This window comes from Polynucleobacter sp. AP-Kolm-20A-A1 (assembly GCF_018688315.1).
GTDB lineage: Bacteria > Pseudomonadota > Gammaproteobacteria > Burkholderiales > Burkholderiaceae > Polynucleobacter.
Genome location: NZ_CP061315.1, coordinates 1,170,148 through 1,197,134 on the forward strand (window position 1 = coordinate 1,170,148; position 26,987 = coordinate 1,197,134).

The 26,987-nt window shown below is 46.4% G+C and carries 29 protein-coding genes; 3 read left to right on the top strand and 26 right to left on the bottom strand.

Going from position 1 to position 26,987, the window contains the following annotated elements; genetic code table 11:
* Positions 1 to 4: 4 nt before the first annotated feature.
* From flgK to fliF, 22 genes are all read right to left on the bottom strand, one after another.
* Positions 5 to 1,507 carry a flagellar hook-associated protein FlgK gene (gene flgK, locus C2745_RS05840; protein ID WP_251368302.1) on the bottom strand — a complete coding sequence of 501 codons (1,503 nt, stop codon included), beginning with the start codon at positions 1,505 to 1,507 and terminating at the stop codon, positions 5 to 7.
* Between the two features lie 169 nt (positions 1,508 to 1,676).
* Positions 1,677 to 2,012, bottom strand: coding sequence for a rod-binding protein (locus C2745_RS05845; RefSeq protein WP_215383442.1), 336 nt, complete (start codon positions 2,010 to 2,012; stop codon positions 1,677 to 1,679).
* A gap of 2 nt (positions 2,013 to 2,014) precedes the next feature.
* A complete protein-coding gene (locus C2745_RS05850; protein ID WP_251368303.1) occupies positions 2,015 to 3,148 on the bottom strand; it encodes a flagellar basal body P-ring protein FlgI in 1,134 nt (377 codons plus the stop codon).
* Between the two features lie 2 nt (positions 3,149 to 3,150).
* A complete protein-coding gene (locus C2745_RS05855) occupies positions 3,151 to 3,858 on the bottom strand; it encodes a flagellar basal body L-ring protein FlgH (protein WP_215383443.1) in 708 nt (235 codons plus the stop codon).
* Positions 3,855 to 4,637 carry a flagellar basal-body rod protein FlgG gene (gene flgG / locus C2745_RS05860; RefSeq protein WP_215383444.1) on the bottom strand — a complete coding sequence of 261 codons (783 nt, stop codon included), beginning with the start codon at positions 4,635 to 4,637 and terminating at the stop codon, positions 3,855 to 3,857. The genes C2745_RS05855 and flgG overlap by 4 nt, the downstream gene beginning before the upstream one ends.
* A 30-nt stretch (positions 4,638 to 4,667) precedes the next feature.
* A complete protein-coding gene (locus C2745_RS05865; RefSeq protein ID WP_215383445.1) occupies positions 4,668 to 5,438 on the bottom strand; it encodes a flagellar basal body rod protein FlgF in 771 nt (256 codons plus the stop codon).
* 33 nt (positions 5,439 to 5,471) lie between these two features.
* Positions 5,472 to 7,544 (bottom strand): flagellar hook-basal body complex protein, encoded by a 2,073-nt coding sequence (locus C2745_RS05870; protein ID WP_215383446.1) that lies wholly within the window; start codon positions 7,542 to 7,544, stop codon positions 5,472 to 5,474.
* An 85-nt stretch (positions 7,545 to 7,629) separates the two neighbouring features.
* On the bottom strand, positions 7,630 to 8,313 hold the full coding sequence (locus C2745_RS05875; protein ID WP_215383447.1) for a flagellar hook assembly protein FlgD: 684 nt from the start codon (positions 8,311 to 8,313) through the stop codon (positions 7,630 to 7,632).
* Between the two features lie 14 nt (positions 8,314 to 8,327).
* Entirely contained in the window at positions 8,328 to 8,732 is a 405-nt protein-coding gene (gene flgC / locus C2745_RS05880; protein WP_215383448.1) for a flagellar basal body rod protein FlgC, read from the bottom strand.
* The gene (gene flgB, locus C2745_RS05885) at positions 8,729 to 9,142 is read right to left on the bottom strand and encodes a flagellar basal body rod protein FlgB (RefSeq protein WP_215383449.1); all 414 of its coding nucleotides are present in this window, start codon (positions 9,140 to 9,142) and stop codon (positions 8,729 to 8,731) included. Before flgB ends, flgC begins: the two co-directional genes overlap by 4 nt.
* A gap of 230 nt (positions 9,143 to 9,372) precedes the next feature.
* A complete protein-coding gene (locus tag C2745_RS05890; RefSeq protein ID WP_215383450.1) occupies positions 9,373 to 10,149 on the bottom strand; it encodes a flagellar biosynthetic protein FliR in 777 nt (258 codons plus the stop codon).
* Between the two features lie 19 nt (positions 10,150 to 10,168).
* The gene (locus C2745_RS05895; RefSeq protein WP_215383451.1) at positions 10,169 to 10,438 is read right to left on the bottom strand and encodes a flagellar biosynthetic protein FliQ; all 270 of its coding nucleotides are present in this window, start codon (positions 10,436 to 10,438) and stop codon (positions 10,169 to 10,171) included.
* Positions 10,438 to 11,181, bottom strand: a complete 744-nt coding sequence (gene fliP / locus C2745_RS05900; RefSeq protein ID WP_215383452.1) for a flagellar type III secretion system pore protein FliP — start codon at positions 11,179 to 11,181, stop codon at positions 10,438 to 10,440. The genes C2745_RS05895 and fliP overlap by 1 nt, the downstream gene beginning before the upstream one ends.
* Positions 11,178 to 11,672, bottom strand: coding sequence for a flagellar biosynthetic protein FliO (fliO, locus tag C2745_RS05905; protein ID WP_215383453.1), 495 nt, complete (start codon positions 11,670 to 11,672; stop codon positions 11,178 to 11,180). Before fliO ends, fliP begins: the two co-directional genes overlap by 4 nt.
* An 8-nt stretch (positions 11,673 to 11,680) precedes the next feature.
* Complete coding sequence (gene fliN / locus C2745_RS05910) at positions 11,681 to 12,067, bottom strand: flagellar motor switch protein FliN (RefSeq protein WP_215383454.1); 387 nt, start codon at positions 12,065 to 12,067, stop codon at positions 11,681 to 11,683.
* A 2-nt stretch (positions 12,068 to 12,069) separates the two neighbouring features.
* On the bottom strand, positions 12,070 to 13,053 hold the full coding sequence (locus tag C2745_RS05915) for a flagellar motor switch protein FliM (RefSeq protein WP_215383455.1): 984 nt from the start codon (positions 13,051 to 13,053) through the stop codon (positions 12,070 to 12,072).
* Positions 13,054 to 13,085: 32 nt separating this feature from the next.
* On the bottom strand, positions 13,086 to 15,122 hold the full coding sequence (locus C2745_RS05920) for a flagellar hook-length control protein FliK (protein WP_215383456.1): 2,037 nt from the start codon (positions 15,120 to 15,122) through the stop codon (positions 13,086 to 13,088).
* 27 nt (positions 15,123 to 15,149) lie between these two features.
* Complete coding sequence (fliJ, locus tag C2745_RS05925; protein ID WP_215383457.1) at positions 15,150 to 15,599, bottom strand: flagellar export protein FliJ; 450 nt, start codon at positions 15,597 to 15,599, stop codon at positions 15,150 to 15,152.
* A complete protein-coding gene (locus C2745_RS05930) occupies positions 15,596 to 16,978 on the bottom strand; it encodes a FliI/YscN family ATPase (protein ID WP_215383458.1) in 1,383 nt (460 codons plus the stop codon). The genes fliJ and C2745_RS05930 overlap by 4 nt, the downstream gene beginning before the upstream one ends.
* Before the next feature lie 10 nt (positions 16,979 to 16,988).
* The gene (locus tag C2745_RS05935) at positions 16,989 to 17,705 is read right to left on the bottom strand and encodes a FliH/SctL family protein (protein ID WP_215383459.1); all 717 of its coding nucleotides are present in this window, start codon (positions 17,703 to 17,705) and stop codon (positions 16,989 to 16,991) included.
* 9 nt (positions 17,706 to 17,714) lie between these two features.
* Positions 17,715 to 18,803 carry a flagellar motor switch protein FliG gene (locus C2745_RS05940; RefSeq protein ID WP_215383460.1) on the bottom strand — a complete coding sequence of 363 codons (1,089 nt, stop codon included), beginning with the start codon at positions 18,801 to 18,803 and terminating at the stop codon, positions 17,715 to 17,717.
* Entirely contained in the window at positions 18,803 to 20,692 is a 1,890-nt protein-coding gene (fliF, locus tag C2745_RS05945; RefSeq protein ID WP_215383461.1) for a flagellar basal-body MS-ring/collar protein FliF, read from the bottom strand. The genes C2745_RS05940 and fliF overlap by 1 nt, the downstream gene beginning before the upstream one ends.
* Positions 20,693 to 20,853: 161 nt before the next feature.
* Here fliF and C2745_RS05950 point away from each other — a divergent pair, with 161 nt between their 5' ends.
* The 3 genes from C2745_RS05950 to fliE are packed head-to-tail and all read left to right on the top strand — an operon-like array spanning position 20,854 to position 23,827.
* Positions 20,854 to 22,050 (top strand): PAS domain-containing sensor histidine kinase, encoded by a 1,197-nt coding sequence (locus C2745_RS05950; protein WP_215383462.1) that lies wholly within the window; start codon positions 20,854 to 20,856, stop codon positions 22,048 to 22,050.
* A gap of 11 nt (positions 22,051 to 22,061) precedes the next feature.
* Positions 22,062 to 23,468, top strand: a complete 1,407-nt coding sequence (locus tag C2745_RS05955; protein WP_215383463.1) for a sigma-54 dependent transcriptional regulator — start codon at positions 22,062 to 22,064, stop codon at positions 23,466 to 23,468.
* Positions 23,469 to 23,488: 20 nt separating this feature from the next.
* Positions 23,489 to 23,827 carry a flagellar hook-basal body complex protein FliE gene (gene fliE, locus C2745_RS05960; RefSeq protein WP_215383464.1) on the top strand — a complete coding sequence of 113 codons (339 nt, stop codon included), beginning with the start codon at positions 23,489 to 23,491 and terminating at the stop codon, positions 23,825 to 23,827.
* 17 nt (positions 23,828 to 23,844) lie between these two features.
* Here the strand turns inward: fliE and C2745_RS05965 are convergent, their stop codons facing one another.
* The 4 genes from C2745_RS05965 to fliD are packed head-to-tail and all read right to left on the bottom strand — an operon-like array spanning position 23,845 to position 26,931.
* Positions 23,845 to 24,141: an EscU/YscU/HrcU family type III secretion system export apparatus switch protein gene (locus C2745_RS05965; RefSeq protein WP_215383465.1), complete on the bottom strand. Its 297-nt coding sequence runs from the start codon at positions 24,139 to 24,141 to the stop codon at positions 23,845 to 23,847.
* On the bottom strand, positions 24,138 to 25,109 hold the full coding sequence (locus tag C2745_RS05970; RefSeq protein ID WP_215383466.1) for a hypothetical protein: 972 nt from the start codon (positions 25,107 to 25,109) through the stop codon (positions 24,138 to 24,140). The genes C2745_RS05965 and C2745_RS05970 overlap by 4 nt, the downstream gene beginning before the upstream one ends.
* Before the next feature lie 19 nt (positions 25,110 to 25,128).
* Positions 25,129 to 25,518 carry a flagellar export chaperone FliS gene (gene fliS, locus C2745_RS05975; RefSeq protein ID WP_215383467.1) on the bottom strand — a complete coding sequence of 130 codons (390 nt, stop codon included), beginning with the start codon at positions 25,516 to 25,518 and terminating at the stop codon, positions 25,129 to 25,131.
* 18 nt (positions 25,519 to 25,536) lie between these two features.
* The gene (gene fliD / locus C2745_RS05980) at positions 25,537 to 26,931 is read right to left on the bottom strand and encodes a flagellar filament capping protein FliD (RefSeq protein ID WP_215383468.1); all 1,395 of its coding nucleotides are present in this window, start codon (positions 26,929 to 26,931) and stop codon (positions 25,537 to 25,539) included.
* Positions 26,932 to 26,987 lie beyond the last annotated feature (56 nt).

Genomic DNA, 26,987 nt, shown 5'->3' on the forward strand with positions numbered 1-26,987 from the left:
TTTATTACGCAGCATTCATTGCTGACAACAAAGTAGCAAACATTTGATTAGCAGTTTGCATTACCTTACTTGCGGCACCATAGAGCTGCTGGAACTTAACTAAGTTAGCAGCCTCTTCATCTAAATTAACACCAGATACTGACTCTTTGCGATTTTGTAATTGTGTAGCAACCGAAATATTTGCCTTATCTTGAGCCTTCCAAGATGAGATAGTTGAAGCCACGTTGTTAGTTAGCAAAGATAATGGAGTGCTAAAGCTATTACGCGTACTCTCAATTGCGTTTGCTGCAGTTGAATCAATTGATAGGACTGTGTTTGATCCAAAATTGATATTAGAAACAAACAGAGCTGGATCCCAATCCGCGCCATTTACCACCGCAGCAATAGCGGCGTTGTAATTGGCAGACTTCTCATCAGACATATCCATTAATTGTGTTGCAGTGTAAGAACCCAAAACGGCTGGAGTGGTTGTAATCACACTTGGGCCATTAGTAGTGGTGTTCTTAAAACCAAAAATCGAGGTGATCCCTGTTGTGCCATCTTTTTGCTTAACCGCATTTACATCACGTGCAAACACCAAGGCAATTGAACTTACTTGGCGTTGGATCTTGGGTATGAAATCCGTCAGGATAGTAAATGCAGCACCTGCTTGGCCGCCAGTAAAGGCAGTTTTTGCAGCAGCTTGATATGGATTGCCGTTTACTGTTGTTAAAGATGCTCCCTCCGTTGAGAGAAAGCCAATATTGACCTTACGGCCGTCGGAATATTTTGGATCAATATTTTCAGACTGAAGTTGAACGTTGAATACACTGGCGCTCACATCAGTATTTACAAAATGGTTGGCTACTGAGCCGTCCACCAACGCCATGCCACCAATTTGGAAGGTTGCAGTGCCGTCAGTATGAATAATCGATTTTCCACCCAACAGATCTTGCAAGCGAGTCAACAAACGATCGCGCTCATCCAACACATCTGCTGCTGGAGTTGCATTACCTGGTACAGAACCACTGAGAATGTCTAGGTTAATACGCGCTAAAGCTGGAGCAACTGCATTTGCCTCATCCAAAATGGCTGTAAGGTTTGCTCTTGTGCTTGCACCTAATTGATTAATGGTATCGGTAAAGGTGCTGATACGTGTTGCCACCTGTGTTGCCTTGGCAGCAAAGTCTTGAATATTCGTTGTACTGCTCGTATTAGAGGCCAATGTTCCGGCAGCATTAAAGAAGCTGGACATCGCCTCTGCAATTGAGCTAGATGGATCCATCATGGAGGTATCCAAGCCATTTACAGTCTGGAGCAAGCTGGCTGTAAAGCTCGATTTGCTCTTCTGCTCTCTTAATTGAGCGTCTAATAAACGATCCGTGTAGCGAGTAAAGCCTTCTACAGAGAATGCGGTATTGCCAAAACTCCAAGAATTTAAGGCGCGGGTACTGATGATGCTATTGGATTGACGACGTGTAAAACCATCTACTGATGAACCAGCAACGTTCTGGGAAGTTACAGTCATGCCAGCTGAAGCTACTTCAAGAGCAGAATAAGCTGAATTGATGATTGAAATGTTGTTTACGCCCACGATATCCCTGTTTACTGAGTTTTACTTCTGTTCTACAACCAGCATCACCTCTATTGCCTTGGCTATACCTACACAGATATATACGGACATTTAGAGCAAAACTTTAGTTTTTAGCCTTTATTTTGGCGGCTACATCAGCCTGCTGTAACAGCTGTTCTGTCATTTTTTTGGCAAAGCCAAGACCATTACCCTTGGTGATCATTGCAGCGACCTGATCATCAACCATATCGGTATAGCCGGTATTGATTGACTTTTGCTTATCAGGGTCAAAACTTGAGTTACGCATCTCACGGAGCATTTGACGTACTAAAGTCGTCTCAAATCCACGTGCAGCCTCTTCTACCTTCTGGCGATAATTTGCAGCGGTAGTGGGCGTTGCCAATCTATTGGCGGTGGCGCCTAACTCCCATGGTGAAGATGAGGTAGCGACTGTTGTCATGATTAGATAACTTCGATGTCCGCTTTAAGGGCGCCAGCTGCTTTCATGGCCTGCAGAATGGCAATCAAATCTTGTGGCGTAGCACCCAACATATTTAAAGCCTTCACTACAGACTCAAGCGATGCGCTTGGGCCAGCAAATTTCAGAGCATTCTCAGAACCACGATCGACGTTGACGTTATCTACAGCAGTAGATAGTGTGGCCTCACCTGTAAACGGTGGCGGCTGACGCAGTAAACGGGATTGATCAACACGGACTTCTACGCGCAGAGATAAATTTCCATGAGCGGCAGCAAATGATCCTAAGCGAACGCCTTGGTTCATCACCACAGAACCAGTTCTGGAATTCAGAACCACTTTTGCGGAATCCGGTATCAATGGAATATCCAACTCTTGCAATGCTGCCAAGAAGTTCATACGTTGAACTGGATTTTCTGGTGTACGTACAGTAAGTGAGCGGCCATCAATCGGTACAGCAATATTGGCGCCAAAACGACGGGTAATTGCATCTGTTGTTCTCTGCATTAGAGAGAAATCACTATTTTTCAAGTTAATCTCAACAAATGTATTGTTCTCGTCAGCTGGAATACCTTTTTCAATCAAACCACCTGCAGGAATACGTCCAGCAGATAAGTGATTGTTTTGTTTGGTATTTAAGTTGGCAACGCCATGGCCTGAAATGATTAATGAACCTTGTGCTTGAGCGTAAACCTGGCCATCTGCACCGCGCATAGGTGTCATAACCAAAGTTCCACCCTTGAGACTGCGCGAGCTTCCCATCGCAGAAACGGTGACATCAATCTTTTGACCTGGTTTTGGATATGCCGGTAAATCAGCGGTCACCATTACGGCAGCAATATTACGCAACCAAGTTTGGTTGTTGTACTTGTCGGTCTCAGGAATGGTAACGCCCATCGCTGAAAGCATCTGACGAATACTTTGCAAAGTAAATGGAGTCTGAATAGTTAAGTCGCCTGTACCATCCAAACCAACTACCAAGCCATAACCAACTAATTGGTTGGTACGCTGACCAGTAAAGTCAGCGATTTCACGAATACGTTCAGCTTGGGCAAAGTTGCTACCAGCTAATTGAAGTGCCAAAACAGCAAGGGCAATGAGGATCTTTTTCATCATCATCCTTACATCGGGCCATAGCCAAAGAGGAACTTGGTCAACCAACCAGGCTCACGCACATCATCCGTTACACCACGACCACGATATTCAATACGTGCATCAGCTACTTGAGAAGAGGCAACAGTATTGTTAATCAAGTTATTTGGATTAACAGTTCCGCCAAAGCGAATAATCTCTTCTTCGAAACCAACGGCAACTTGCTTCTCACCAGCTACAACCATATTACCGTTTGAGAGAACTTCCAAAACAGTTACAGTGATAAATCCATTAAAGCTATTAGCTGCAGAACTTGCGCCCTCACCCAAATGGTTTGTAGCGCCATCCGCACCTAAGCCCAACTTACCAGTTGGGTTCATAGATACATTGTTTGCACCTGTATTAGTTACGCCTGCGTTCAGGGCAGTACCACCACTCTTCTTCGCAGAGGAGCCAGAATTTTTACTTGCGCTAGTAGTCTCGTTTAACAAGACGATCAATGTATCACCTACAGCACGTGCACGACGATCCTCGAACAATGGTCTGTAGATGCCAGTCATTGAAGTTTGAGCTGCTGGGAAAAGGCTACCAGGATTCGCTGGACGATCATCGCCAGCTGATGGGCGAACGGTCGTAGGCGTAGTCACCAAAGGTGTACGGTTAGCAGAAGAAGCGCAACCCCACAACTGGGTTAGCGCCACTAGTGAAGCAATAATGAGTAATAGTCTACGCATCATAGTTGTCCAATTTTTTGAAGCATTTGATCAGAAGCAGTAATCGCACGAGCTTGAATCTCATACAAACGTTGTGCGGCAATCATTTGCACCAATTGCTCTGCAACGTTTACGTTGGATTGCTCAAGTGTGTTTTGCATTACAGAGCCAAGACCATTAGTACCAGGCACATTGACCAATGGAGCACCAGATGCTGGTGTTTCCAAGAATAAGTTGCCGCCAGCACCGATCAAGCCATCTGGGTTGATAAAGCTTGCAACCACTAAGCTACCAGCAGTGTTAATTTTGGAGATGTCTTGTGTCGTGTACTGAACCAAACCATCTGGAGTAATAGTGATAGAAGTTGCGCCAGGAGGAATGGTGATGCCATTACCAACGGTATAGCCAGAGCTAGTCACAATAGTGCCGTTCTGGTTGGTAGTAAATCCACCGTCACGTGTATAGGCCAATGTGCCATCGGGCATTTGAACCTGAAAATAGCCGTTACCTTTGATTGCTACGTCCAATGGGTTTGCTGTAGTCAGCAAAGGGCCCTGAGTCATGATGCGCTCAGTAGCCTGTAATTTTGCACCAGAGCCTAATTGCAAGCCATCTGGAGTCATAGTTTGAGTCAAGGAATATGATCCTGGCTCACGAATAGTTTGATACATCAAGTCCTGGAACATTGGACGCAATGTTTTAAATGCGGTGGTTGACGCGTTAGCCAAGTTATTGGCAATCGTGTCCAAGTTCATCTGCTGAGCATCTAAACCCGTCTTTGCAATCCACAGTGAGCGCATCATAATGAAATCTACTTTCTTTTAATTAATTCTTTAACCGCGTGACAAAGACATCAAAGCATTTGCTGACTTTGCATTCTGATCTGCAGACTGAATAAAACGCATATTCAAGTCAAACATTCTGTTTTGTTCAATCATCTGAACCATAGCTGTGGTTGGGTTTACGTTACTCAACTCAACAGCACCCTGCTGTACACGAATACTTGTATCGGCAGCTGGTTGGATCATGCCTGGAATATCAAATAAACCGTCAGCGCTGCGTACCAATGTATTTGGATCTACCTTAACCAAACGCAATTGATCAATTTCATCAAAAGGTGTATTGGCCGCTTCATCAAAAGTGGTAATACCGATCATTTGCGAAGAGATATAGCCGTCTTGAGAAATACTTATCTGCTTAATTGAATCAGGGATATTAATTTCGTTGTCTTGACCTAATACAACGTTATCGCCAAGGCGTAAAACGCCCTTCTCATCAATATTGAAGCGACCATTTTTGGTGTAAGCAACAGAACCATCTGGACGACGCACAGCAAAAAAGCCGTCGCGCGTTTGAATAGCTACATCCAACTGATTACCAGTAGTTTGAATCGGACCCGGTGTGAAATCAGTGCCTGGCGTGGTATCCACTACAAAAGCACGTGAAGCTGCGCCCTGACCTTCAATCGGTGCAGAACGAAATGCGGCAAACATCTCACGAAACCCAGGAGTCTGGGCATTCGCGAGATTGTTAGTCGTGGTAGCCAATTGCAGCATTGCCTGCTTGGCACCCGTCATCGAAATATAAGCTGACCGATCTAACATGTTTACCTAATCTCTATATCAATATGCTATTGATTAACCAACCATACGGATGGTGTCTTGCATTGTTTGGTCAAATGCACGCAAGCTTTGTGAGTTAGCAGAGTAAACACGCTGCAACAACATCAACTTAACGAGTTCGTTTGACAAATCAACGTTTGACTGTTCAACCGCTTGAGATTTGATTGCACCAAATGAGCCTTCACCTGGGCGACCGATGCGAACACCGTTGTCACCTTCAGTACCTGAACGATAGCTAGGAGCAAACGAGTTGCCACCAGTTGGAACCAATTGCTCTGAAGCGTCAAAGTGTGCCAAAGCGATTTGGCCGGCGATCAATTTACGGCCATTACCGTAAACACCGACGATTGTGCCGTTGCCATCGATGCTAACGCTAGACAATTGTGAGCGTGGCTCGCCGTCTTGTGCACTTTGATTTACTTGGAATGATGAAGCTTGAACTTGTGTATCAGAAAGATCCAAATCAAAGATCAAAGGAATGTTAGTTCCCTGCTGTGAGCCATTGCTTACGCGAGTAGTCAATTTAGCGATTGTGCTAAATACTGGCTTGCCAGAAGCATTGTCAACAACCAATGAATCGATATTACGCCCACCGATAAAGCCCATTGTTGCAACAGTTTGATAACCACCAGCACCTTGGGTTTCTGCGGCCTGCCCTTTATTAGAAACAGTGCTTGGATCGTTGTAGTTATAGAACACACCATCAATCGCTGCATAAACTTCAACGTTTGAACGAACTGCAGTCAAGATTGAATTAGACGCAGCTTTATTTGTTGTACCTTGAACTACTACAGCTGTTCCGTCTGGAGCTGTCAAAGTCATATCAAGAGTCTTCTTGAATGTAACTGCAGCGCTAGTTAATGTAGCAGGAATTCCGCCGCTTAAAGTTGCAACTTTTGTGCCGGAATTGTATGCAGTTACAGTCAAACCGGTATCAGTAGAGCCAGTAAACAATCTTCTACCAACCAAGTCACTAGAGCCAGTTGTCAGGGTGATGGTTGTAGCTGCAGCTGCAGCAGACGCAACTGTATCAGCTGCATCTGCAGGATAGAAGCTAAATGCTGCGCTAGCCGGTACATCAAGTGCGCCACCTGCGGTAGCAATAGTTGCGATTGAATCACCTAATGCAAAGCCAGCAGTAGCAACAGTCAAGCCTGTATCGCGACCATTCATGAAAATCTTGCTTCCCAATGGAATAGCTGCCGCAGCTAATTTGCCAGCATCAAATGTCAAATTTCCGCCGTTAGTAACGGTTTGGCCTGTTACCTTACCCAATACGGTTGTGATTGCAGGAGTTTGCACTGACAAAGCAGATGTTCCTGGGATTACAACTTGAGTATCAGACAATGTATTTGGAGCTGATGCTTGACCAGGTGTGTATACGTAGCCTGTTGAATTAGATGTGATGTTCAATGCGCTATCAGTAATGCGACGATAGTAAACCTCTAATGTATGAGCAGCGCCATTGGAATCAAAAACAGTTTGAGTTGTTTTTGAGTTAAATGTATTTTGTGCTGGATCGAATGCAACACCACCCGCTTTAACGAATGCGTTTTCACGAGAATCCAAAACTGCTGCAATTTTTGATGTGTGTGTTTGTGTGCCATTAGCAAAGTCAGCAGGCATCTTCAGCTTGCCATTAGTAGTACCAAGACCGCGAATGTCGTCAGTCACTGATGTGCCATCTTTGCTTGGCTGATAGCCAGTCAAGTACATACCATTTTCATTTACGATCCAGCCATTCTTATCTACAGCAAACTGACCGTTACGGGTGTAGTTCAATGATGTTGGATCATCTGGATTGGTCAGCACGCGGAACCAACCGTCGCCACCAATAGCCATATCCAATGGGTTAGATGAATTGTTGATAGTGCCGTATGTCAAAGGACGACGCACTGCTAAGCGCTCGGAACCTAAACCAACGCGATTAACGTCAGAAGGATTAACGGCCTTGAAATACTGGTCAGCAAACACGTAGTCGCCGGCTTTGTAGCCAACGGTATTCGCATTAGCGATATTGCTACTAGTCGTATCAATAGCCAATGAGGTGTTTTGCAAGCCAGATAAGCCGATTGTGTAGTTAGCCATGTTTTAGGTTCCTTTTGATAATTTAAATATCAACTGCAATAAATGAATGAATGTTTCTGTTTTTAAGTCTGTAATTCGTTAATTCTTAAGCGATCCACTGAGCAATGTCTGTAGGCGCTACTGCTCTGCCGTCAGCCAATGTCAATAAAGCGTTTTTATTTGAATCTTTACCAATAGCTGCAACCATTGAAGCTACATAACTATCAGGAGTAAAAGTGTTACCTTCAGTGCTTAATGCGCTCAAGGCGATGTTGTATTTACCAGCCGCTACGGGTTGACCATTGCTGTCAGTGCCATCCCATGAGAAGTCAACCATGCCAGCAGAGTGAGCGCCTAAAGTTTCTTGAGCGACAACGTTGCCGTTGGCATCAGTAATTGTTGCCAACACAGAAGAAACGTCATTTGCTAGCTGTGCACCCAAGTTAATTGGTGTTTGGCCGTCAAAGCTCATTGACTTACCTGCAACCATTGCGTACTTACCAACAGATGAGGAGTAGTTCATGAAATCGCTAGACTGAATCTGTGACAACAATGAAGTCATCGTGCTCTTCATTTGGTTGATACCGTCAACCATGTTCAATTGAGCCAGCTGAGTAGTCATACTCGCTGTATCGGTTGGGTTCATTGGGTCTTGATTCTGTAACTGGGCAGTTAGCATCTTCAAGAAGTTCTGTGTCATATCCTTCGTTGAAGTAGGATCGGTCGCCGCAGCTGTTTTAGCGGTTGGATCGTACTGCTTGATCAGACTTAAGTTAGATACAGTTGCCATCGTTTTTTCCTTTATTAACGGCCTAAATCGAGTGTCTTTAACATCAACTGACGTGTGGTGTTCATCATTTCCACGTTAGCTTGATATGAACGTGATGCAGAGATCATGTTCACCATTTCTTCTACTGGGTTTACGTTTGGCATTTCTACGTAACCGCTTGCATTCGCCATTGGGTGAAATGGCTTGTATTCCATACGCAAAGGCTCTGCGCTTTCAACAATTGCAGATACCTGTACACCAACACCTTGAGCCTTCTCAATTGGTGTTGGGCTAAATAACACTTGGCGTGAGCGATATGTGCGGCCATCAGGACCAGCAACGCTCTCTGCATTGGCTACGTTAGAAGCGGTCACGTTCAAGCGCATTGCTTGAGCAACTAAACCGCTTGAACCGATATCGAATGCGCCTAATAAACTCATGAACCTTGTCCTGTAATTGCTGAGATACGAGTACGAATCTCAGAGCCTAGGAAATTCAATGTGGCTTCAGTGAAGAATGAGTTCTTCATGAACTGACTTCTTTCCACATCGGGATCAACGGTATTGCCGTCCATCGCAGGTTGTACTGCGCTACGGTATAAAACTGGGATTGCTGCATGGCCTTGAGCAACCATGTGGCCGCTATTGCTTACTGCCATTGGCAGGCTAGCGGACTGAACTTCAGCATTGAGGTTGCGTTTGAGCACTTCGCCAAAGCGAATATCCCTAGCTTTGTAGCCAGGGGTGTCTGAATTCACCAAATTAGATGCGAGCAGCTCTTGACGGTAGCTGCGCAACTTCAATGCGGCTTCGCCAAACTGGATCGGATCATATTGTGGAACCAAGCTCATTTACCTTTTACCTTCAGTTTGTTGAGACACATGTCCCAACTTCACTTCTTAGTATGCAAATGGCGTGCCAGAATTGAGAAATATTTAAATATCTATATAAATCAACAACTTAAGATATTTAAAAGAATCTATTCTGGTGGTTATTTCTAATAATTAGAGTTAAAACGGCAAAAATTGCAGGGGTCTTTGAGGGGGCTCGGTAAATAATGCCCGCCCTGCCCTGGAGCCCCTTACATGCCAGGGTTGAGGCCTTGGCGGACAAGGGCAACCGGACCCTGAAGTACTCGGATCACAATTGCTGTCATATCGGGCAGCAAAATGATGATTAATAAAAAGGCGATAGGGACGGTCACAGCAAAACCTACTGAGAATAAGTTCAACTGTGGGCTGGTTCTTCCCAAAATAGCTTGGAGCATATTGAATACGAGGTAAACAATAATCCCGGGCATGCTGATGACCATGCCAAATTGAAAGGCTTTGACCACTAGAGCAACGATTGCTTGCGCATCCCATGCACTTGGCCAAGCACCAAATGGAACCGCCTTAAAACTCGTGAGAACGATCTCAAACAAGACCAAATGAATGTTCAGAGCAAATGACAAGGCAATAGCCGTTAGGAGGAGCAACTCACCAATCAAGCCAGATGAAATGTTCGGGTCACGACCCACTGTAGAGGCAAAGCTAAAGCCAGCCAACATTGATAAGGTTTCAGAGAGCACATCAAAGGCCATCAAGCCCAGGCGTATCACGTAACCAGCCATCAGGCCAATAGCCAGCTCGGTTGCAGCTACAAAGAAAGTTACGGTAGTGCCTGAAAGCACCGCCGGATCAGGCTTAATCATCGGTGAGAGCGAGAGACCAATCACCACCGCCAAGAGCACACGCAAGCGCATTGGCATAGATCGGAAAGCAAACATCGGCGCAGAAATTAATAGTCCAAAGATGCGCAATGAGATGAGCATCACAATTGCAACGAATTGAGGAATGATGTCGGCGCTAAATTCCAAGATAGATCTCGGATCTGACTTAGTTCAGGATTGTTGGGATGCGCATGATGATCTCGCGCACGTAATCAATAAAGATCGCCAAGCTCACTGGAAACGCCACCAAGAGGACTACCGCCAAAACGAATAGCTTCGGTACAAACGATACTGAACTCTCGTTAACGGAGGTGGCTGCTTGCAAAATACCAATCACCAAACCGACGATGAGCAGCGCAATCAGGGTTGGACCTGCCAGTACAAACGCCATGCGCATGGCCTGGAAAGTCAATTCGATAATGAGACCCGTATCCATTAGAAGACCTTGTAGCTCTCAATGAGGGAGGCAGCCAGTAAGGCCCAGCCGTCCGCCAATGCAAAGATCACCAGCTTTAATGGCAACGAGAACATCATTGGTGAAATCATCACCATACCTAAGGAGGTCAAGATACTGGCTACTGCAAAGTCAATCGCAATAAATGGCAAATAAATCATGAAGCCAATTAAAAAGCCCGTCTTAATTTCAGAGATTGCGAAGGCCGGAATCAATACTGTCATCGGCACATCTTCTTTAGCTTGAATTGGCTTGTCATACAGCCTGACAAATACCGCCAAATCTTCTTGGCGAGTTTGCTTAAGCATAAATGACTTAATCGGCTTTGCACCTACCTCAACCGCTTTCTCAAAACTGATTTTTTGCTGTGTGTAAGGCAAATAGGCATCTTGATAAATGGTTTCAAAAGTCGGATTCATCACAAATAAGGTGAGGAAGAATGAGAGTCCAATCAACACCATATTGGGTGGCATGCTTTGCAAACCTAAGGCCTGGCGCAGCAAAGAGAAAACAATCAGAATGCGTGTAAAGCTAGTCATCAACATCAACGCAGCCGGCAAAATACTTAAGGCAGTTAATGCAATAACAGTTTGAACGGGGATGGAATATGTGGTTCCGCCCTTACCTGCACCGCTAGTGACTAGCGGAAGGGATTGGGCAAATACGGCTCCGGAGACCAATAACAGTAAGGCGGCGCCTAACCAGGCATAGTGACGGCGCTTCATGCTTTACCGCCTTTACGGAGTAGGTCTGAGAGCTTCTTAGCAAAGTCTGGGGAATAGCTTGTCATCTTTGGCAAGTTCGCCACTTCTGCTGCTTCTAACTCGGAAATGAGATTGATTTGATTGGGTGTGTGGCCCAGCACATACACGCGGCCTGCAACTTGCACTACTACTACACGCTCACGTGGACCCAAACCTTGGGCTGCCAAAATACGAATAGCTGAATTCGGAACATCGAGCTGTAAATTGCGTTTGACGAACCAGGCAACCAAGCCAACCAAAATGGCGGCGAGAACTAAAGTTACTAAAGTAAGCCAGATGAAACTTCCACCACCGGCATTCGGATAGGAAGATGCTCTAGAAGCATCCTGCGCAAAGACAGAAGCTGAGCTGAATAAGGTTCCAAATAATGCTATTTGGATGATGGGGAGTTTGGGAGAGACTCTGCCAAACGTACTTTTAATTAAATGCCCGTTGCCAGCCTTCTCACCCATCTAAATCCTCAGCGGTTAATTTTTCTAATGCGCTCCGCTGGGGTAACAATATCAGTTAAACGAATACCGTAACGGTCGTTCACGATTACCACCTCGCCTTGCGCGACTAGGCAACCATTGACCACCACTTCCAAAGGATCTCCTGCATGGATATCCAACTCAATCACTGAGCCCTGGGTAAGCGCCAAAAGGTTGCGTATTTGCATTTTAGCGCGACCGAGCTCAACCGTAACCTGAACTGGTACATCCATCACCAAATCGATATCGTTAGCCATTGGGGCAGTAGCTGAGGCACCGCCCAAATCATCAAAACTCGCCCGGCGGACCGCTGCGCCAGCGTTTGCAAACGCCTTCGCCAGATCGTCACCAGAGTGAGATGGGGTGTTTTCAATCATGATTATTCGCCTTTTTGTTGCATATAGAGGTCACCCCGCTCTTCGCTGCGCATCACGCTAGACTCAGAGGCTGGAGTATTTACCGGATTTTTGAGAAATTCAGCTGGATGTTGAATGGATTCAACCTTCACAGAATATTTATTGTTCTTAACGCCGTATTTGCCCTGGATCATTGGGAGCCCGTCCACATACATCGTGACAGGATCATCAATATCAATTGGAATAATCTCACCAATCGACATTCCCAGGATTTCACGAATAGTCATTTGTTTGCGAGCTAATACTGCGACCATCGATACAGAAGCTTCTTGCAATTGAGTCTCCAGTGAAGTTGCCCAATACAAATCGGTTTCACGCTTAACTTTGACTTCATTACTCCAAATCTTTTCCTTAAATGGCTCAAGGACCCAATAAGGAACGCAAAAATCTAAATGGCCTTCGTTGCCATTGACGTTAACTTTAAATTTGCTGTGAAGTACCTGCTCTTCAGGAGCAGCTAAGCGCAAGTCATCAAACTGCTCTTCATGTCTCGCAAAGCCAAAGCGGATGTCGGCTAGCGGCTTCCAGGCCTTTTCATATTCTTGTACGATCACTTCCAAAATGCGGCGTGCAATACGCATTTCTGTAATGGAAAGTTTTTTCGGATTGCTATTGTTGCTTGGCGGGAAAGTGCCATTGCCACCGAAGATGGTGTCGACTGCAACATTGAGGGTATTCATATCCAAAGACCAGCAGCCATAACCTTCAACGTGGTCAAAGCCAACCACTTGAATATTAGCTGAAGCTGGAACTGATTGAATGAACTCTTGGTAATTCTTCAGGCCAGCAAAACTGGAATTAACAACCACTGAGCTGCCCACAATATGCGTAAGCTGAATTCTCAAGCTACGTGCAAATGCCTCATGCACAATTTCGAGCGCAGGCATACGTCGCTTGTTAGCAACTTGGGCCTGACTGAAAAATACGGCTTGTTTATTTGGATTCATACACTACAAGTCTTTGCTTATTAATGATTCGATTAGGCGTATAGATTAATTCTACCGTCAGCAGCCGGAATTGCAGAACTCAATATACCGGCGGCTACATCTGCGTTTGCAGCTGCTGTTGAGCTATTACCGCCATTGCTAAAGGCAATGCCTTCGGCCATAAATTGGGGTTGGCCCGCATTATCAGAGTGCTGGCGCATATCTAAGCTTAAGGAGAGGCCCATTTGTGCCAATTGCTCTTTTAACTGTGAACTACCCTGCTCCAGGCGTGCACGGGTTGAATCGCTTGCGCCATCCACCACCACAATTGCACGACCTTGGTTATCCAAGCGCAAATCAATGCGAATGGTGCCTTGGTCTGGAGGAGTTACTTCCATCACCACGCGACCGCCACCCTCTTTGAGGACGCGCATCACTTCAGCATTTAGAGGGCCAGTTGCTAATGAGGCATTTTGTGGCTCTAACTTTACTGTCGTGGTTTGGGTTAACTTCACTTCTTGATTAAGGGTAGAGATAAAGCTGGTTTGCTTAGCATCTGTTGCATTAATGCCGTTGTTACTAGCTTGTGCCAATGAGTCGTCTTTTTCAACAACGCGAATTGAACGCTCTTGTTTTGTCACCGCAGTAGCAGCTACAAAACTTTCCGCATTTTGTGTGCGCACCTGTTTAGAGAACTCACCCTCTTCTACCGTTGGCAGATTTACTGGCTTAGGTGCAGACTGAGCTACCGCCTGATCAGCTGGCTTAGCGATGGTGGCAGCAGTATTGACTGAGGCCGCCTGATCAATTGCTGCTGTATCTGAAGATGAACTTACCGCCTGAACCGCGTTCTGTACTGCTGGTGTAGCGGCGACATTCACAGCCGTCTGAGTGCTGGTAGTGGGTAATTCAATCTTCTGAATAACCACTTGATCTAAAGGCAATTCTTGAGCGCCTGCTGAAGCATTCGCTGCAACCTGCTCTGTATTTGCCTGCACTTGTGCTGCTACTGTCGAGCTTACTTGCACCGCTTGACCAGGATTAATTTTGACTGACTCTACTCGAGCGCTGGATGTTTGAGCCTGCACTGGTGCACTGCTCACGTTCGCTGCCGCTTGATTGAGGGTTGCAGCAAATGCTTGTGCATTGCCTGAGTCCACTGGATTTTCCAGGGTGGTCTGGGCAGCTACATTGTCACTTTGGGTATTTGCAATTGTTTGTGTTGTCGCTGCATTGGCATTTGCAGCAGCCACTTGCGCCACCTCAACGGTAGACGTACCGGTATCAGCCGCAACCGCTTGAGCAACCTGAACTACTGGGGCAACTGCAACCTGCACCACGTTGGCAATAGCAATTGGATTTGCATCGACCGCAACGTCGGTAGCAACAACATCAGTTTGAGTATCTTGTGTTTGCAATGAATCTGTTAGCACAGCTACTTCTGTAGCAACAGTGGTGATAGATGGATCAACCACAGTAACTTGAGCGTCAGCGGTTACAGCAGCTGCTGCAACTGCACCAGCTTGAAGTGCTGCTGCATCAGCAGCGGCTTTTGCAATGGCTGCCTGATTTTGAGCATTGAGAGTAGCGGCGGCGATTTCCTGATTGCCAGCCTGCTGCGCAACACCATCGGCTAGAACGGCGCTTAATGCGGTATCCACTACTGCCAAGGTCTCTGAAGCGGTGGCTGCTTTAGCTTCCACTGCCAAAGCTACCTCTACCTGCCCTAAAGTGGCTTGATCAACACCTTGGGGTGCAGGAGCTTCTGATGGGGTTTGAGCATTGGCCTGAGGGGCCTCTGCCTGAGAATTTGTTTGGGGGGCGGCAATATTTGCAGCATCCTGCTGCGCCTGATCGGTCGAAGGCGGCAAATTTTGCGGCTTTTCTTCGGTTGCCTGGGTGTTTCTAGCCTCTGTTCGAGGGGTGTCCTGGGTGGGATTCTGGCTCTGCTGCTTAGCCGCTCGCAGTTCGTCCGGGAAGCTCGTAAGTCCTTGATCTGAAAGATTTTGTGAAGAATCGAGCGTAGACTGATTAGCGAAAATCAGGTTATCGCGAGACTGTAAAGCTTGGAGCGGATTCAAATTTGCCATAAATATTCCCCGTTTAGGTAAATATTACTAAGCAGATTTCGTGCCAGAATCTCCGTGAAGTCGAGAAATAATGCAATCTTCTAGTTCTAGGCGCTCGCGACGGGCCCTTTCGGCCAGTGCCTCGGCCTTTTTCCGGGCCAGCACCTTTTCGATGCCCTGAACCCTCAATTTGGACTCAATTGCCTGCTCCCGGGCATTGACCATAGCCACATTGAGCTTGGCAATCTGCCCTTCCTGCTCTTCTACACCAGCCTGCAATCTATTCCTAAAGGAGCTGGAATCTTGCATAAAGGCCACTGTTGCCCCTTTAGTGGCGGTATCAAGCATCTGCTTCTCATAGTCCTGAACATACTCAACCACCTGCTGATTAAATGCCTCACTTCTGCGAAGCTCACCATTCAAGCGTTTTAATTGATTGCCAGTACGGGTTTCGTGAGTTTTGGCAAATTGCAGAATGAGTTTTAAGACTTTGCTCATGCAGCCTCCGACACAATATTCATCAAATCACCAACAGATGTATCGAAATGAGCAACTTCAGCAATGTCTTGCTGCAAAAACTGTTGCATCTTGGGCCATAAACGAATAGCCGCATCAAAATCAGGATCGCTGCCTGGCGCATACGCTCCCATACTCAGTAAGTCACGTCCACGCATATAGCGGCTGTACAACTGCTTAAAGCGACGTGCAGCCATCAAATGCTCAGGCTTCACAACCCTTGGCATGGCGCGAGAAATGGATTTCTCAATATCAATTGCCGGGTAATGACCTGAGTCAGCTAGTTCACGAGAAAGGAAGAAGTGGCCATCTAAGACGCCGCGTGCTGTATCAGCAACGGGATCATTAATGTCATCACCTTCTAGCAGCAAGGTATAAAAAGCAGTAATGGAGCCATCCGGGCTTTTGCCATTACCAACTTTTTCTAGCAACTCTGGAATTTTTCCGAAAACGCTTGGTGGATAGCCTCTGGATACCGGGGCTTCTCCCAGGCTTAGGCCAATTTCACGCTGCGCCATTGCAAAGCGTGTGAGCGAATCCACAATTAATACGACATGTTTATTTTGATCTCTAAACCAAGTAGCAATTTCAGTTGCATACCAAGCACCTTTGGCACGCGCTAGCGGGGAAGAGTCTGCTGGTGCAGCAACTACAACAGCACGTTTTGCAGTTTCCGGGTCCAGGATGTCTTCGCAGAACTCGCGGACCTCACGACTACGTTCACCAACTAATGAAACCACAATGACATCGGCCACACAATTACGGCATAGCATTCCGAGCGTCACACTTTTGCCAACGCCAGATCCAGCAAAGATTCCGATACGTTGGCCACGGCCGATGGTGAGCATACTGTTCACACTTCTTAAGCCAGTATCCATAGGCTCATGAATCGGGTGACGCTCCATTGGATTTAATGAACGTGTATTAACAGGCTTAGCTTGCAGCTCGCCCTCACCTTTGCCATCTAGAGGTCTGCCAAAACCATCAACAATACGGCCAAGCAAGTCATTACCAATTGCTAGCGGTTTTACTGAAGAGCGAATCGTATAAACGCCATCCGCCATAAATGGTGTATTGGCTGGATAAACCAACGCACCAGGAGAGATGCCATCGATTGAATCTACGGCCATCAAATAGGTGATGCCGCCATTAAAACCAATGCACTCAGCGTCAATGAAATACTCTGAGCCCTGAGACAAGATGCAGGCGCTAGCACCGATTGGTAGAGGTAAGCCCTCTACTTCAAGAACAAAACCAGAAACCTTTTTTAAACGGCCTTCACGAATCGATTTAGGGCCAGCGCGCAAAAGATCTAACGCATTATTTAATTTGGAATGAACTTGATCAGCGCGGATCGTCATGGGTGATTACTTAGAAGTTTTCTTCGCCAGACGATGGCAGGTAATTCGGCAATCCCAGCAATGAACGTGCAATTGCTTTTCTGGCTTCAAAGCCAACATCAATACGAGCATGATCAAGCTCTGCAAATGCATGGCCTGATGGCACATCAGCATCTAGCAATAAGCTGCAAGAAAAAGGCAGGCCTGGATCTTCAACAATGCGCTTCCAAATAATGGCGTCTGCTTCAGAGATGCGCAGGTGCAAAGTTTCGCCAGGTCTAGGCAAACGCATTAAGGCTTCTTGAATAGCGGCAACAAATGGCGCACGCTCAATTTCTTCTTTGCCAGAGATACGCAATGCAACTTCATAAGCCAATTCATTGAGTGGCTGAGTAATTGCTTCAGGCAAGCCTTGTAAGGCGGCCAAAATATCCTGCAATGACTTTGTTAGAGAATCAATATCGGCTTTGGCATCGTCATACGCTTGCTTATAGCCAGCTTGTGCACCTGCAGCTTTGCCTGTTTGCAAGCCCTCTACCTCACCCTGTTGATTGCCTGTTTGAAAACCCTGGGTGTAGCCTTCCTGAAAGGCTGCAGTACGAATGGCTTCGATTTCTTCAGCGGTAGGTAGTTGCAGCGGTGGCTCAACTGGCTCACTGGCAGCAATAATTTCTGGTTCAAGACGTGGAATGACAACCGGTTCTGGCGGTTTTGGATCAAACGACGGCGGCATCCACTTAATAACCATGGGAAGCGCTTAAATAAATTCGTCTAGATGCTTACCAGACTGTAGAACAATCAATTTCTTGTCAGCCATCGCACGCGCAATACGCACCATCTCTCGTTGACGGTCTTCTACATCAGATACCTTCACAGGAGGCAAGGTGTCCAACTCATCACGAGTACGCTCAGCAGAACGCTTGGTCATATTGCTGAAAATCTTTTCGCGCAATTTAGGACTTGCGCCCTTCAAGGCAATGATCAAGATATCTTGCGGCACTTCAAGCAAGACTGTTTCAAGAGATTTGTCAGCAACATCCAAGAAGTCTTCAAAGCTAAACATTCTTTCGATGATGGCTTCTGCCAAGTCGCTGTCGTAATCACGAATGCAATCAATTGCACTCTTATTCATATCGTCAGCCATGTAATTGAGAATGTCGGCAGTAGGCGCGATACCACCGCTACCAACATCAGACTTCTTAGCGTCTGGGCCAAGCAATTGCATCATGACTTCATTGAGAACCTGAATTGCTTCAGCGTCCACTTTTTCTAACAACGCAACACGCAACATCAATTCATTGCGACGATCTTCTGGGAACATCGCCACGAATGCAGAGGTTTGCTCAGGGCGCAAGAATGTCATTAAGCTCGCCACAATCTGTGGGTGCTCGTTGCGCACTACTTCGTATAACTCTTCAGGCGTTGCAGAAGCAACAGCTTCAATGCCCGCCAAAGTGGTTGCGTTTTCTAGGCTTTCTTTGTCGCCCAAAACACCCATGATGGAACCAATATCACCGCCTACTGGCGCATGCCATGAAGTGATTTCTTTAAATTCAGATAGCACTTTTGCAGCGGTGAGCTTGTCTATGAAGCTCATGCCCGCCATACGCACAGATAGTGCCTGCACATCTTCTGGACTGAGCTTACGCAGTACTTCAGCAGAGAACTCGGGGCCTACTAGCAACAAAATCATTGCTACTTTATGCAGGTTATCAAACTCATCTACTTCACTTAATGAGTTCGCCTGGGCGCTAGATTGCTCGAGGCCACGCTTCATTGCATCACTTAAGGATGGCGTTAAATCCATCCCTTGGTGCAAACGGTATTGATTAGCAGGTGTACTCATTAGATGTTACCTCCGGCAGCTTTAGAGTCGCCGGATAGATTGTTGCGAGCCGCATCAATCTTTGCTTTCGTTTCTTGCCAGTTCTTGAGCAAGCTTGCCAATACTTGTGGGTTCGCTTTTACAAAGTCTTCGGTGTAGTTCACCAAGTTATCGTACTCAGCACGCAAGGCTTCTTCAGCAGCACGAGCATTTTCTCTCGCCTTCTCAACCTGTTGTCTAGCTTCATCTTGCTCACGTAGATTTCTCTCGCGAATGCGGGCTTGTTCCATCTGCTCCATCACATCCTCCGTAGCTTGTGCTTCCTGCTCAAGTTCCTTCACTTTCTTCGGCGCAATCAATGTGCGCATGACGGTGAGGTAAGCCAGGATTAATGCCAACAGCAAAATACCAAACTTCAAAAACTCTTTAATCAAATCTGTAAGTGATGCATCTTTATAGAAAGGAACTTTTTCAGTTACTTCCGGCGCAAATGCAATATTCGCCACGCTGACTGTATCGCCACGTTTCTCTACAAAACCAACTGCATCACGCACGATATTGTTAATTTGCTGCATTTCTTCTGGGGTATAGGGCGCTGCAGGCTCTACTACTGTGCCGTCCCTATCCAAAATTGCTGGCTTGAAGTTCACCACCACAGCAGCAGCTACGCGTTTGAGTTGACCTTTATTAGCCTTCAATACTTCAATTGCGCGATCAACTTCATAGTTGATTGTGCTGTCACGCTTACCAGAGGAATTCGCGCCCATCGTGCTAGATGGAGAAATCAATTGTTGTGCTTCGTTATCCGCAGCGAGTGGTCCACTTAATGGAGCGACTGGCTGAGGTGGCGCTTGATTGGTAAGTGCGCCAGGTACAGCACCAGTCGTAGATTGCTGACCAGTGGATTCTGAATTTTGCTGACTACGAATACTTGCTTGATTCGGTGCAGAATTTTTGCCGAATGTTTCTTGAGTCAGCGTACGCTCATCAAAGTTCAAGTCTAGCGTTACTTGTGCACGTACATTGTCTTTGCCAATCACCGGCTCAAGCAAGATACCAATACGTTTAGATAAGGCATGCTCTAACTCAGCAACATATTTAATCTGGGAAGAATCAAGGCTATCAGCACGCTGTGGTTGATGAGACAACAAGTTGCCGTCTTGATCAACGATGGATACCTGCGCTGGAGATAGTTTTGGTACGGATGAACTTACTAAATACGTGATTGCCACAACTTGCTGCGGATCCAGGAAACGCCCTGGATACATGGTTAAGACGACTGAAGCGGTAGGCTTTTCCTGGTCGCGCACAAAAGCAGTTTGCTTAGGTACTGCTAAGTGCACTCGCGCACTCTTAATAGAGCCAATAGAAGTAATGCTCTTTGAGAGCTCACCTTCTAATGCACGCTGATAGTTCACTTGCTCTACAAATTGGCTAGTACCCAACTTTTGATTTTCGAGAACTTCAAACCCTACTGTTCCAGATTTTGGCAATCCTTGGCCAGCCAGTTTTAAACGCGCATCGTATACAGAAGATTCAGGCACCATGAGTGCGCCGCCACCTTCGGTAAATTTATAAGGGATATTCATTTGCTGGAGCGAGGCAACGATAGCTGCTCCATCGGTATCAGTCAGATTTGAAAATAAGACTTTGTATTGACCACTTTTGTTTCCACTCATGGAAACACCGGCAACTGCAACAACTAAAAATAGAACAGCGCCAGCTAGACCCATTTTTTGACGCATATTTAAACTGTCAAAACGGTCTTTAATAAGATTCATTGCATTGCTAAATGAGTTTGTGCCTGCAGGAGCGCTTTTAGCAGCAGCACCAGTCGCACTTGAGCCCAAATTGACAGAGGCAGCGCCGCTATCTGGGTCTAATAATTTAGGCTCTTGTCTATCACTCAAAATAAAAACTTTATAAAAAATAAGGCGAAAAAAATGTCATCCCTAAATGCACCATCATTAGGCAGATAACATTAATGTGAAAAAGTATATATGAATGTCATAATTGTTATCTAATTATTTCTTGCCCTATTGGTGCAAAAGCCCCTAAGAATCAGTAATTTATGCCCGATCCTCAAACCGATACAACAACTCAGAAATCGCAAGGTTTAGAGGAAGCGTTCGATCTTTTTATTGAGGCATCAAAAGCTCTAGAGGCCCAACAGGCGGTGCTTCAAGGGCAACTCACCGAACTGAGTGGTCAATTGATTGCTGCTAATTCAAGGCTCTCGAGCCTTCTCAATTCATTGCCTGCAGGCGTAATTTTGGTTGAGCACGACGAGTTAATTGACTTCAATCCAGCTGCTGCACACTTCATTCCAGAGCTAACTAAGGGTATGCCCTGGAAAATCCCTGAAAATTGGAGGTCGTCTAATGGCCCTGGGGGGTATGCAAGGCGTCAGGATGATAAACAGCATTCCACTCAAATTTATGAAGTAAAGGCTGAGAGCAACGTCAGCGGCGAATATTCAAGAAGACTGGGTGATAAACAGCAAATCTTGCAAATCTTGGAAGTAAAGACGGGTGCGCGCAGCGTTATTCAGATTCAGGACATTACTAGCGCAATTGCCAATCGTGCCGAAGAGGAGCGCATTAGCCGCCTCACGGCTATGGGCAAGATGAGTGCAGGCATCGCCCACCAACTGAGAACCCCGCTCTCCACCGCCCTGCTCTATGCATCCCATCTGGCCGACCAAAACGTCGCTGACGACCAAAAGCAGCTATTTGCCGATAGATTGCGTAAGCAATTGATTAGTTTAGAGAAATTAGCCTCAAACATGCTCTTGTTCTTGAAGCAAAGGCCTCAGCAAACTAGCCCTGTAGCAGTTCATGAGGTCTTGGAAGAAGCCTGTCAGTCAGCCCAGGGCTTGAGCCAGGAGCGCAATATCGAGCTTAAATTAAGCCTGAATTCGCCAAAAACCCTCATTAATGTTGAAAAACACTCCATTATTAGCGCTTTAGTGGCTGTTTTGGAAAATGCCATCCAGGTAAGCGAACCTGGTCAATCCGTAGAAATTCACTGTCGTGACTGGCCCAATCGCACCGAAATCACGATTGAGGACCATGGTCCAGGCATTGCCGAGAACATGATGGACACCATTTTTGAGCCTTTCTCCAGCGGTAGGGTCACCGGAAACGGTCTTGGCCTGTCGATCGCCAGAAGCAATATCGAAAGCCATCGCGGCCAGATCCTGGTTCGCAACCGTCCAGAAGGCGGCGCACGCTTTACTATCAACCTTCCATCCTTAACTGAACTCTAAGAACACCAATAATGTCGATTTCCGAAGCCAGCACATCCAATCTCCCGCCAGTCCTGCTGGTCGAGGATGATGACGACTTACGGGAGGCTATCGCCATTACCCTTTCCCTAAAGGGCATTGAACACAAGATTGTGGATCGGGCTGAACTTGCCTTAAGCCTTATCCAGCCCAACTACCCCAATATCCTGATTACCGACTTTCGCCTGCCAGGCATGAATGGCATTGAGCTCCTTAGAGAAGCTCGCAAAATCCAGCCAGACCTGCCCGTAGTGGTCATGACTGCCTTCGCCGATGCCAAACTCGCAGTTGAGGCCCTTAAATCAGGGGCCCGGGACTTCTTGATTAAGCCTTTTGTGCCGGATCAGCTTGTTGAGGTGATTGGACGGTATCAAAAAGAGAGTTCCAACCCGATTGCCACCAAAAACGGCAACGTCCAGGAAATTATTGCCGTAGACCCGGCAACTCTTGCCGTTATGGCACGCTGTGAACGGGTTGGGAAGACCGATGCCACCGCTCTTTTGACCGGGGAATCGGGTGTTGGTAAAGATATTTTTGCCAAAAGAATCCATGAATTATCAAACCGGGCCAATAAGCCCTATGTAGCTATTAACTGCGCTGCCATACCGGAAACCCTGCTTGAATCCACTCTCTTTGGCCATGAAAAAGGGGCATTTACTGGGGCAACTAAGACCTCCCCAGGTAAGTTTGAGCAAGCCAATGGCGGCACCCTTTTCCTCGATGAAATCGGTGAAATGCCCCTGGAATTGCAGGCAAAGCTGCTTCGCGTACTGCAAGACAAGGTCATTGAGCGTCTAGGCAGCCGGGAGTCGATTTCTTGCGATGTCCGCATCGTAACCGCTACCAATAAGGACTTGCAGGCCAGAGTGGCTGAAGGCAAGTTCCGTGAAGACTTGTACTTCCGCATTGCGGTATTCCCAATTCGCATTCCTGGCCTACGGGAACGTGCTGGCGACGTACTGCCATTGGCTGAGTCATTTTTGCGCCGTTACGGCAAAACTATGGGTAGAACCGATTCAAGCCTTAGCAAGAGCTCCAAGGCCCTACTTCAGAGTTACAGCTGGCCTGGAAACGTCCGGGAGCTGGAAAATGCCATCCAAAGAGCCCTGCTGCTTTCCGACAATCCAGCGATTGAACCGGCCGATTTGGAGCTGGATGAAATTTCTGGCACAAAAATTGCTTTAAATCAAAGTGTTAGTAGTGCAAGTGTAGTGAATGCACCACAAACCGGCCCTGAAGGGGGTTCCGATATAAGTAGCCTGGAACGAGACCATATCTTGAAAGTCTTGGCCCAGGTAAACGGAAACCGCAAAAAGGCCGTAAGTGTATTAGGAATATCTGAAAGAGCCCTACGCTACAAGCTGAAAGCTTATAAAGATGCCGGTTTTGAATTTGAGTGAAAGTAACCTAGAATCCGATCATGAGTATTGAAAAAGTAAACGCGATGCTTGCCCAGTTGCAAGCCCTTGAACAAGCTGCAGCATTGAGCCAGGGTTCAGGCGTTAACGCACCTTCAACAAACTCAGACCCTGCTGGCGTTGATTTCAAAACTATTCTCAAGAATGCCGTTGCTGAAGTAAGCAGTGCGCAAAATACTGCTCAAGCTAAAGTTCAAGCTTTTTCTACTGGCGACTCCACGATGAGCCTAGAAGAAGTGATGGTTTCTTTGCAAAAAGCAAACATCTCCTTCCAAGGAATGTTGGCTGTTCGTAACCGTCTCATTGACGCTTACAAAGACGTAACCAACCTCCAGGTTTAATCCCTTAGTTTTAGTTCTTAGGTTTTTGTAGTGCCAGGTCTTTGGCCGGGCTGCAGATTCTCATCTAATTGATGTGCCCAAGCAATCACCTCAGCGACTGCTGCGTATAACTCTGGAGGCACTAAATCATTCAAGCGTAACTGCATTAAGAATTCCACGAGCTGTGGCTCTACACGCGTTGGTATACCTAGCTCTGCAGCCTTAGCCAGAATGGCCTCGGCTAAATAACCTTCGCCCTGCCCCACTACTCGTGGCGCAATTGAATTCATTTCATAGGCAAGCGCTACAGCTTTGGTTTGCTTATCGGGATTCATGCATCACCTTCATCCTTGCTGGCAAATGCATAGTTCACCGGAATAGCAACTTGATCTTCTAGGCGCTCACTCAAATTTTTCAACTGATCTTGAAATGCATTCTGAAAATCAGGATTCGGGCTGAGCTTGACGTTAAGCCAATCGCCGAACTGCAAGCCTACAACTTTGAATGTTCCGGTATTTGGCAAATCCATCTCAATTGAGATCTTTGAGCCACGCATAATTTGGCCCTCATTCTGAGGATCTTTTTCCCAGGCATCTTCACGCTTAATACGCGCTTGCACACCTGGCATGATTTGTCCTTGCCACAATAAATTGCCGTACAAGAGCAAACGCGCACCATCTTTTACAGCAGGATTATCAGAGCCGAGTTTGTCGAGCAACTGCGCCGCACTATCTCGCAACTTGAGATCTGCTGGGCCACCAGTGACCTTTTGACTTAGATAGGGCTCAAGCAATTGCTTAAGATCACTCGCTGCAAACATCGACGATCCCGCTAAACCTTGCAAGATTTTCTGAAAGTTTTGAGCAAGAGCTACTTGCGGAGGAAGATTATCAGGAGCATCAGTGCTAGTTGATAGATTGACTGCAGGCCATTGCGTGACAAGCTCAGTAGATTTTTTAGCAGAGCCAACATCACTTAAGATGCGCGCCAGGTCTTGAGGCAAGCCGCTCTCGTTGCCGTCAACGCCCGTATTGGCCAATAAGGCGCCTTCCAAGGTTGCCGCAGCACCAGGGTCCATGCCGGGAGTAACTACCACCCCTGGTTGAGCCAAAGGATTACGCGCAACCGTCGTGCCATCTAATAGCGCAGTTGGAATGGCTACATTAACAGCTGTACGAGGATCTACGCTAACGAGATCATTCAGAACAACTGGGCCAACTTTAGAAACTGCATCAGTCCGCAACTTATTTGCGGGTGGAGTGGCTATGTCAGGAAGCTGTGGTCCTGCGATGGGAAAGACCATTCATCCCCCTTCGCAATGTTTATGCGGGAACGTGATCAGTTAAGAGCGTATGCCAGGCATCATTAACCGGAAGCAATACGTCATAAACCTCACGAATCATGGCGGGATCTTTGGCAATACGCGCTTTCAGAATAGTCCGAATAGACCAGTCATAGAGGCGGCCAAGGTTAGCGGCGATTTCACCGCCCTTTTCAAAATCAAGGGCAGGCATCAAACCAATCTTAAAAATATCTAGCGCTTTATCCAAAGGCTCTATCGCTAATTCGCCTGCTTGCATTTGCTTTTCCGCGGTCAACAAATGATCAAGTAGCTTTTCAAACACCAGAGCAATCAAATTCTCAGGACGCGCACTCTCGACCGATGTTTGCGCGAAGATGTTTTGATAACCTTTGAGGGCTTTATTGGACATAGATAACAAAAGACCTAATTAATTACTTTTTTGATTGTTCAATGCATTAAAGGTTGCAGACAATGAAGTATTCATAGACTGTAACTGATAGAGCAAGGCGTCCAGTGCAGCATATTGAGCGCGATACTTTGCCATCTTCTCATCTTTGCGTGTTTGCAAATCTTTCACGCGATTTTCAAGAATAGATTTCTGGTCTGTGAAGCTGGCAATATCGGAATCCATCGCCCCGCCATAAAGCATGGCTGAGTCTACGTACGTTCTGGTTGGGCTTGTAGTACCCTGAGAAACCTGGTCAAAGGCACCTGCCGCTACAGCAGCATCATACATAGAAGAGTTGAACTTCATCATGCCATCGAGCTGAATCTCCAAACCAAGAGATGTCAGGCTAATTGACTTATTGTTGTTGTCTTTTAGAGTCGTGCCGGATCGAGTTAACGAAGTGGTAAATGACAATGAGATGGAATCCATCATGGATTGCAGTGCGCCATCACCATACAAGGATCCCCGCTTTGTGGGATCGCTATCGTATTTTGTCAAAGCGGTAAAAGAAGACATTAAATCGTTATAGGCCTGACCAATGTTCGACAGCATCGTTTGCGCTGAAGTAGTGTTGGCTGAGGTGATGGTGAGCGTTGACAATCCCGCAGCTTGTAATTGCAAACTGACACCAGGTATTGCACCGGTGACAGTATTGGATGTGCGGGTAAATGTCTGATTATTTACCTTGAATACGGCATCAGCACCAGCCTGCGAGCTAGTTGCAGTAACAGTCGCTCCACTGGCATTGGTTGTTTGCACCGTTACTGCATTTGCAGAGCCACCAGTTGTGGAGGTCAACACCAATGATGAGCCAGATCCTGTATCAACTACAGCAGCTCTAATCTTTGAAGTACCTGAGTTAGCATTAATCGCATCACGCAAAGCGGTCAAAGATGTCACACCAGAACCACCAAGACTAATGGTCTGACCCGTGCCATCAGTAGCTTTTAAATAAATACTATTAGTTGTTGTGAAATCGAACTTGCTAGAAACAAAGCTAGATGTATAAGCAGAAGCGATTGAAGTAACATCAACCTGATATGTACCAGCACTCGCCTCTAAGGAATTAGAAATCGATGAAGAAAGAACGGTAGTGTTACTGCTAGAAACAGACTTGTTGAGATAGCTCAACGGGTCCGTGAAATCTTGTAATGCCGCCTGAAAGATCGACATCTTCGACTTGATGGTGCCCAAGTCTGTAATCGATACCGCTTGCTTTGCAATGGTCGAATTCAGTTTATCGATTGGTGCTTGCTCTACTGAGTCAAGCTTAGTAACAATAGCGTTAACGTCAATGACAGTACCGCCACCCAGGGTCCCGCTGGATCCATTGAGTGTTGATGTTGTGGTGGAAGAAGTTGAATTAACGGCCATAATTAATTAGAGACTTTCGAATTGGTATGGCGACATTTGCAGTAAGCAAATAGAAA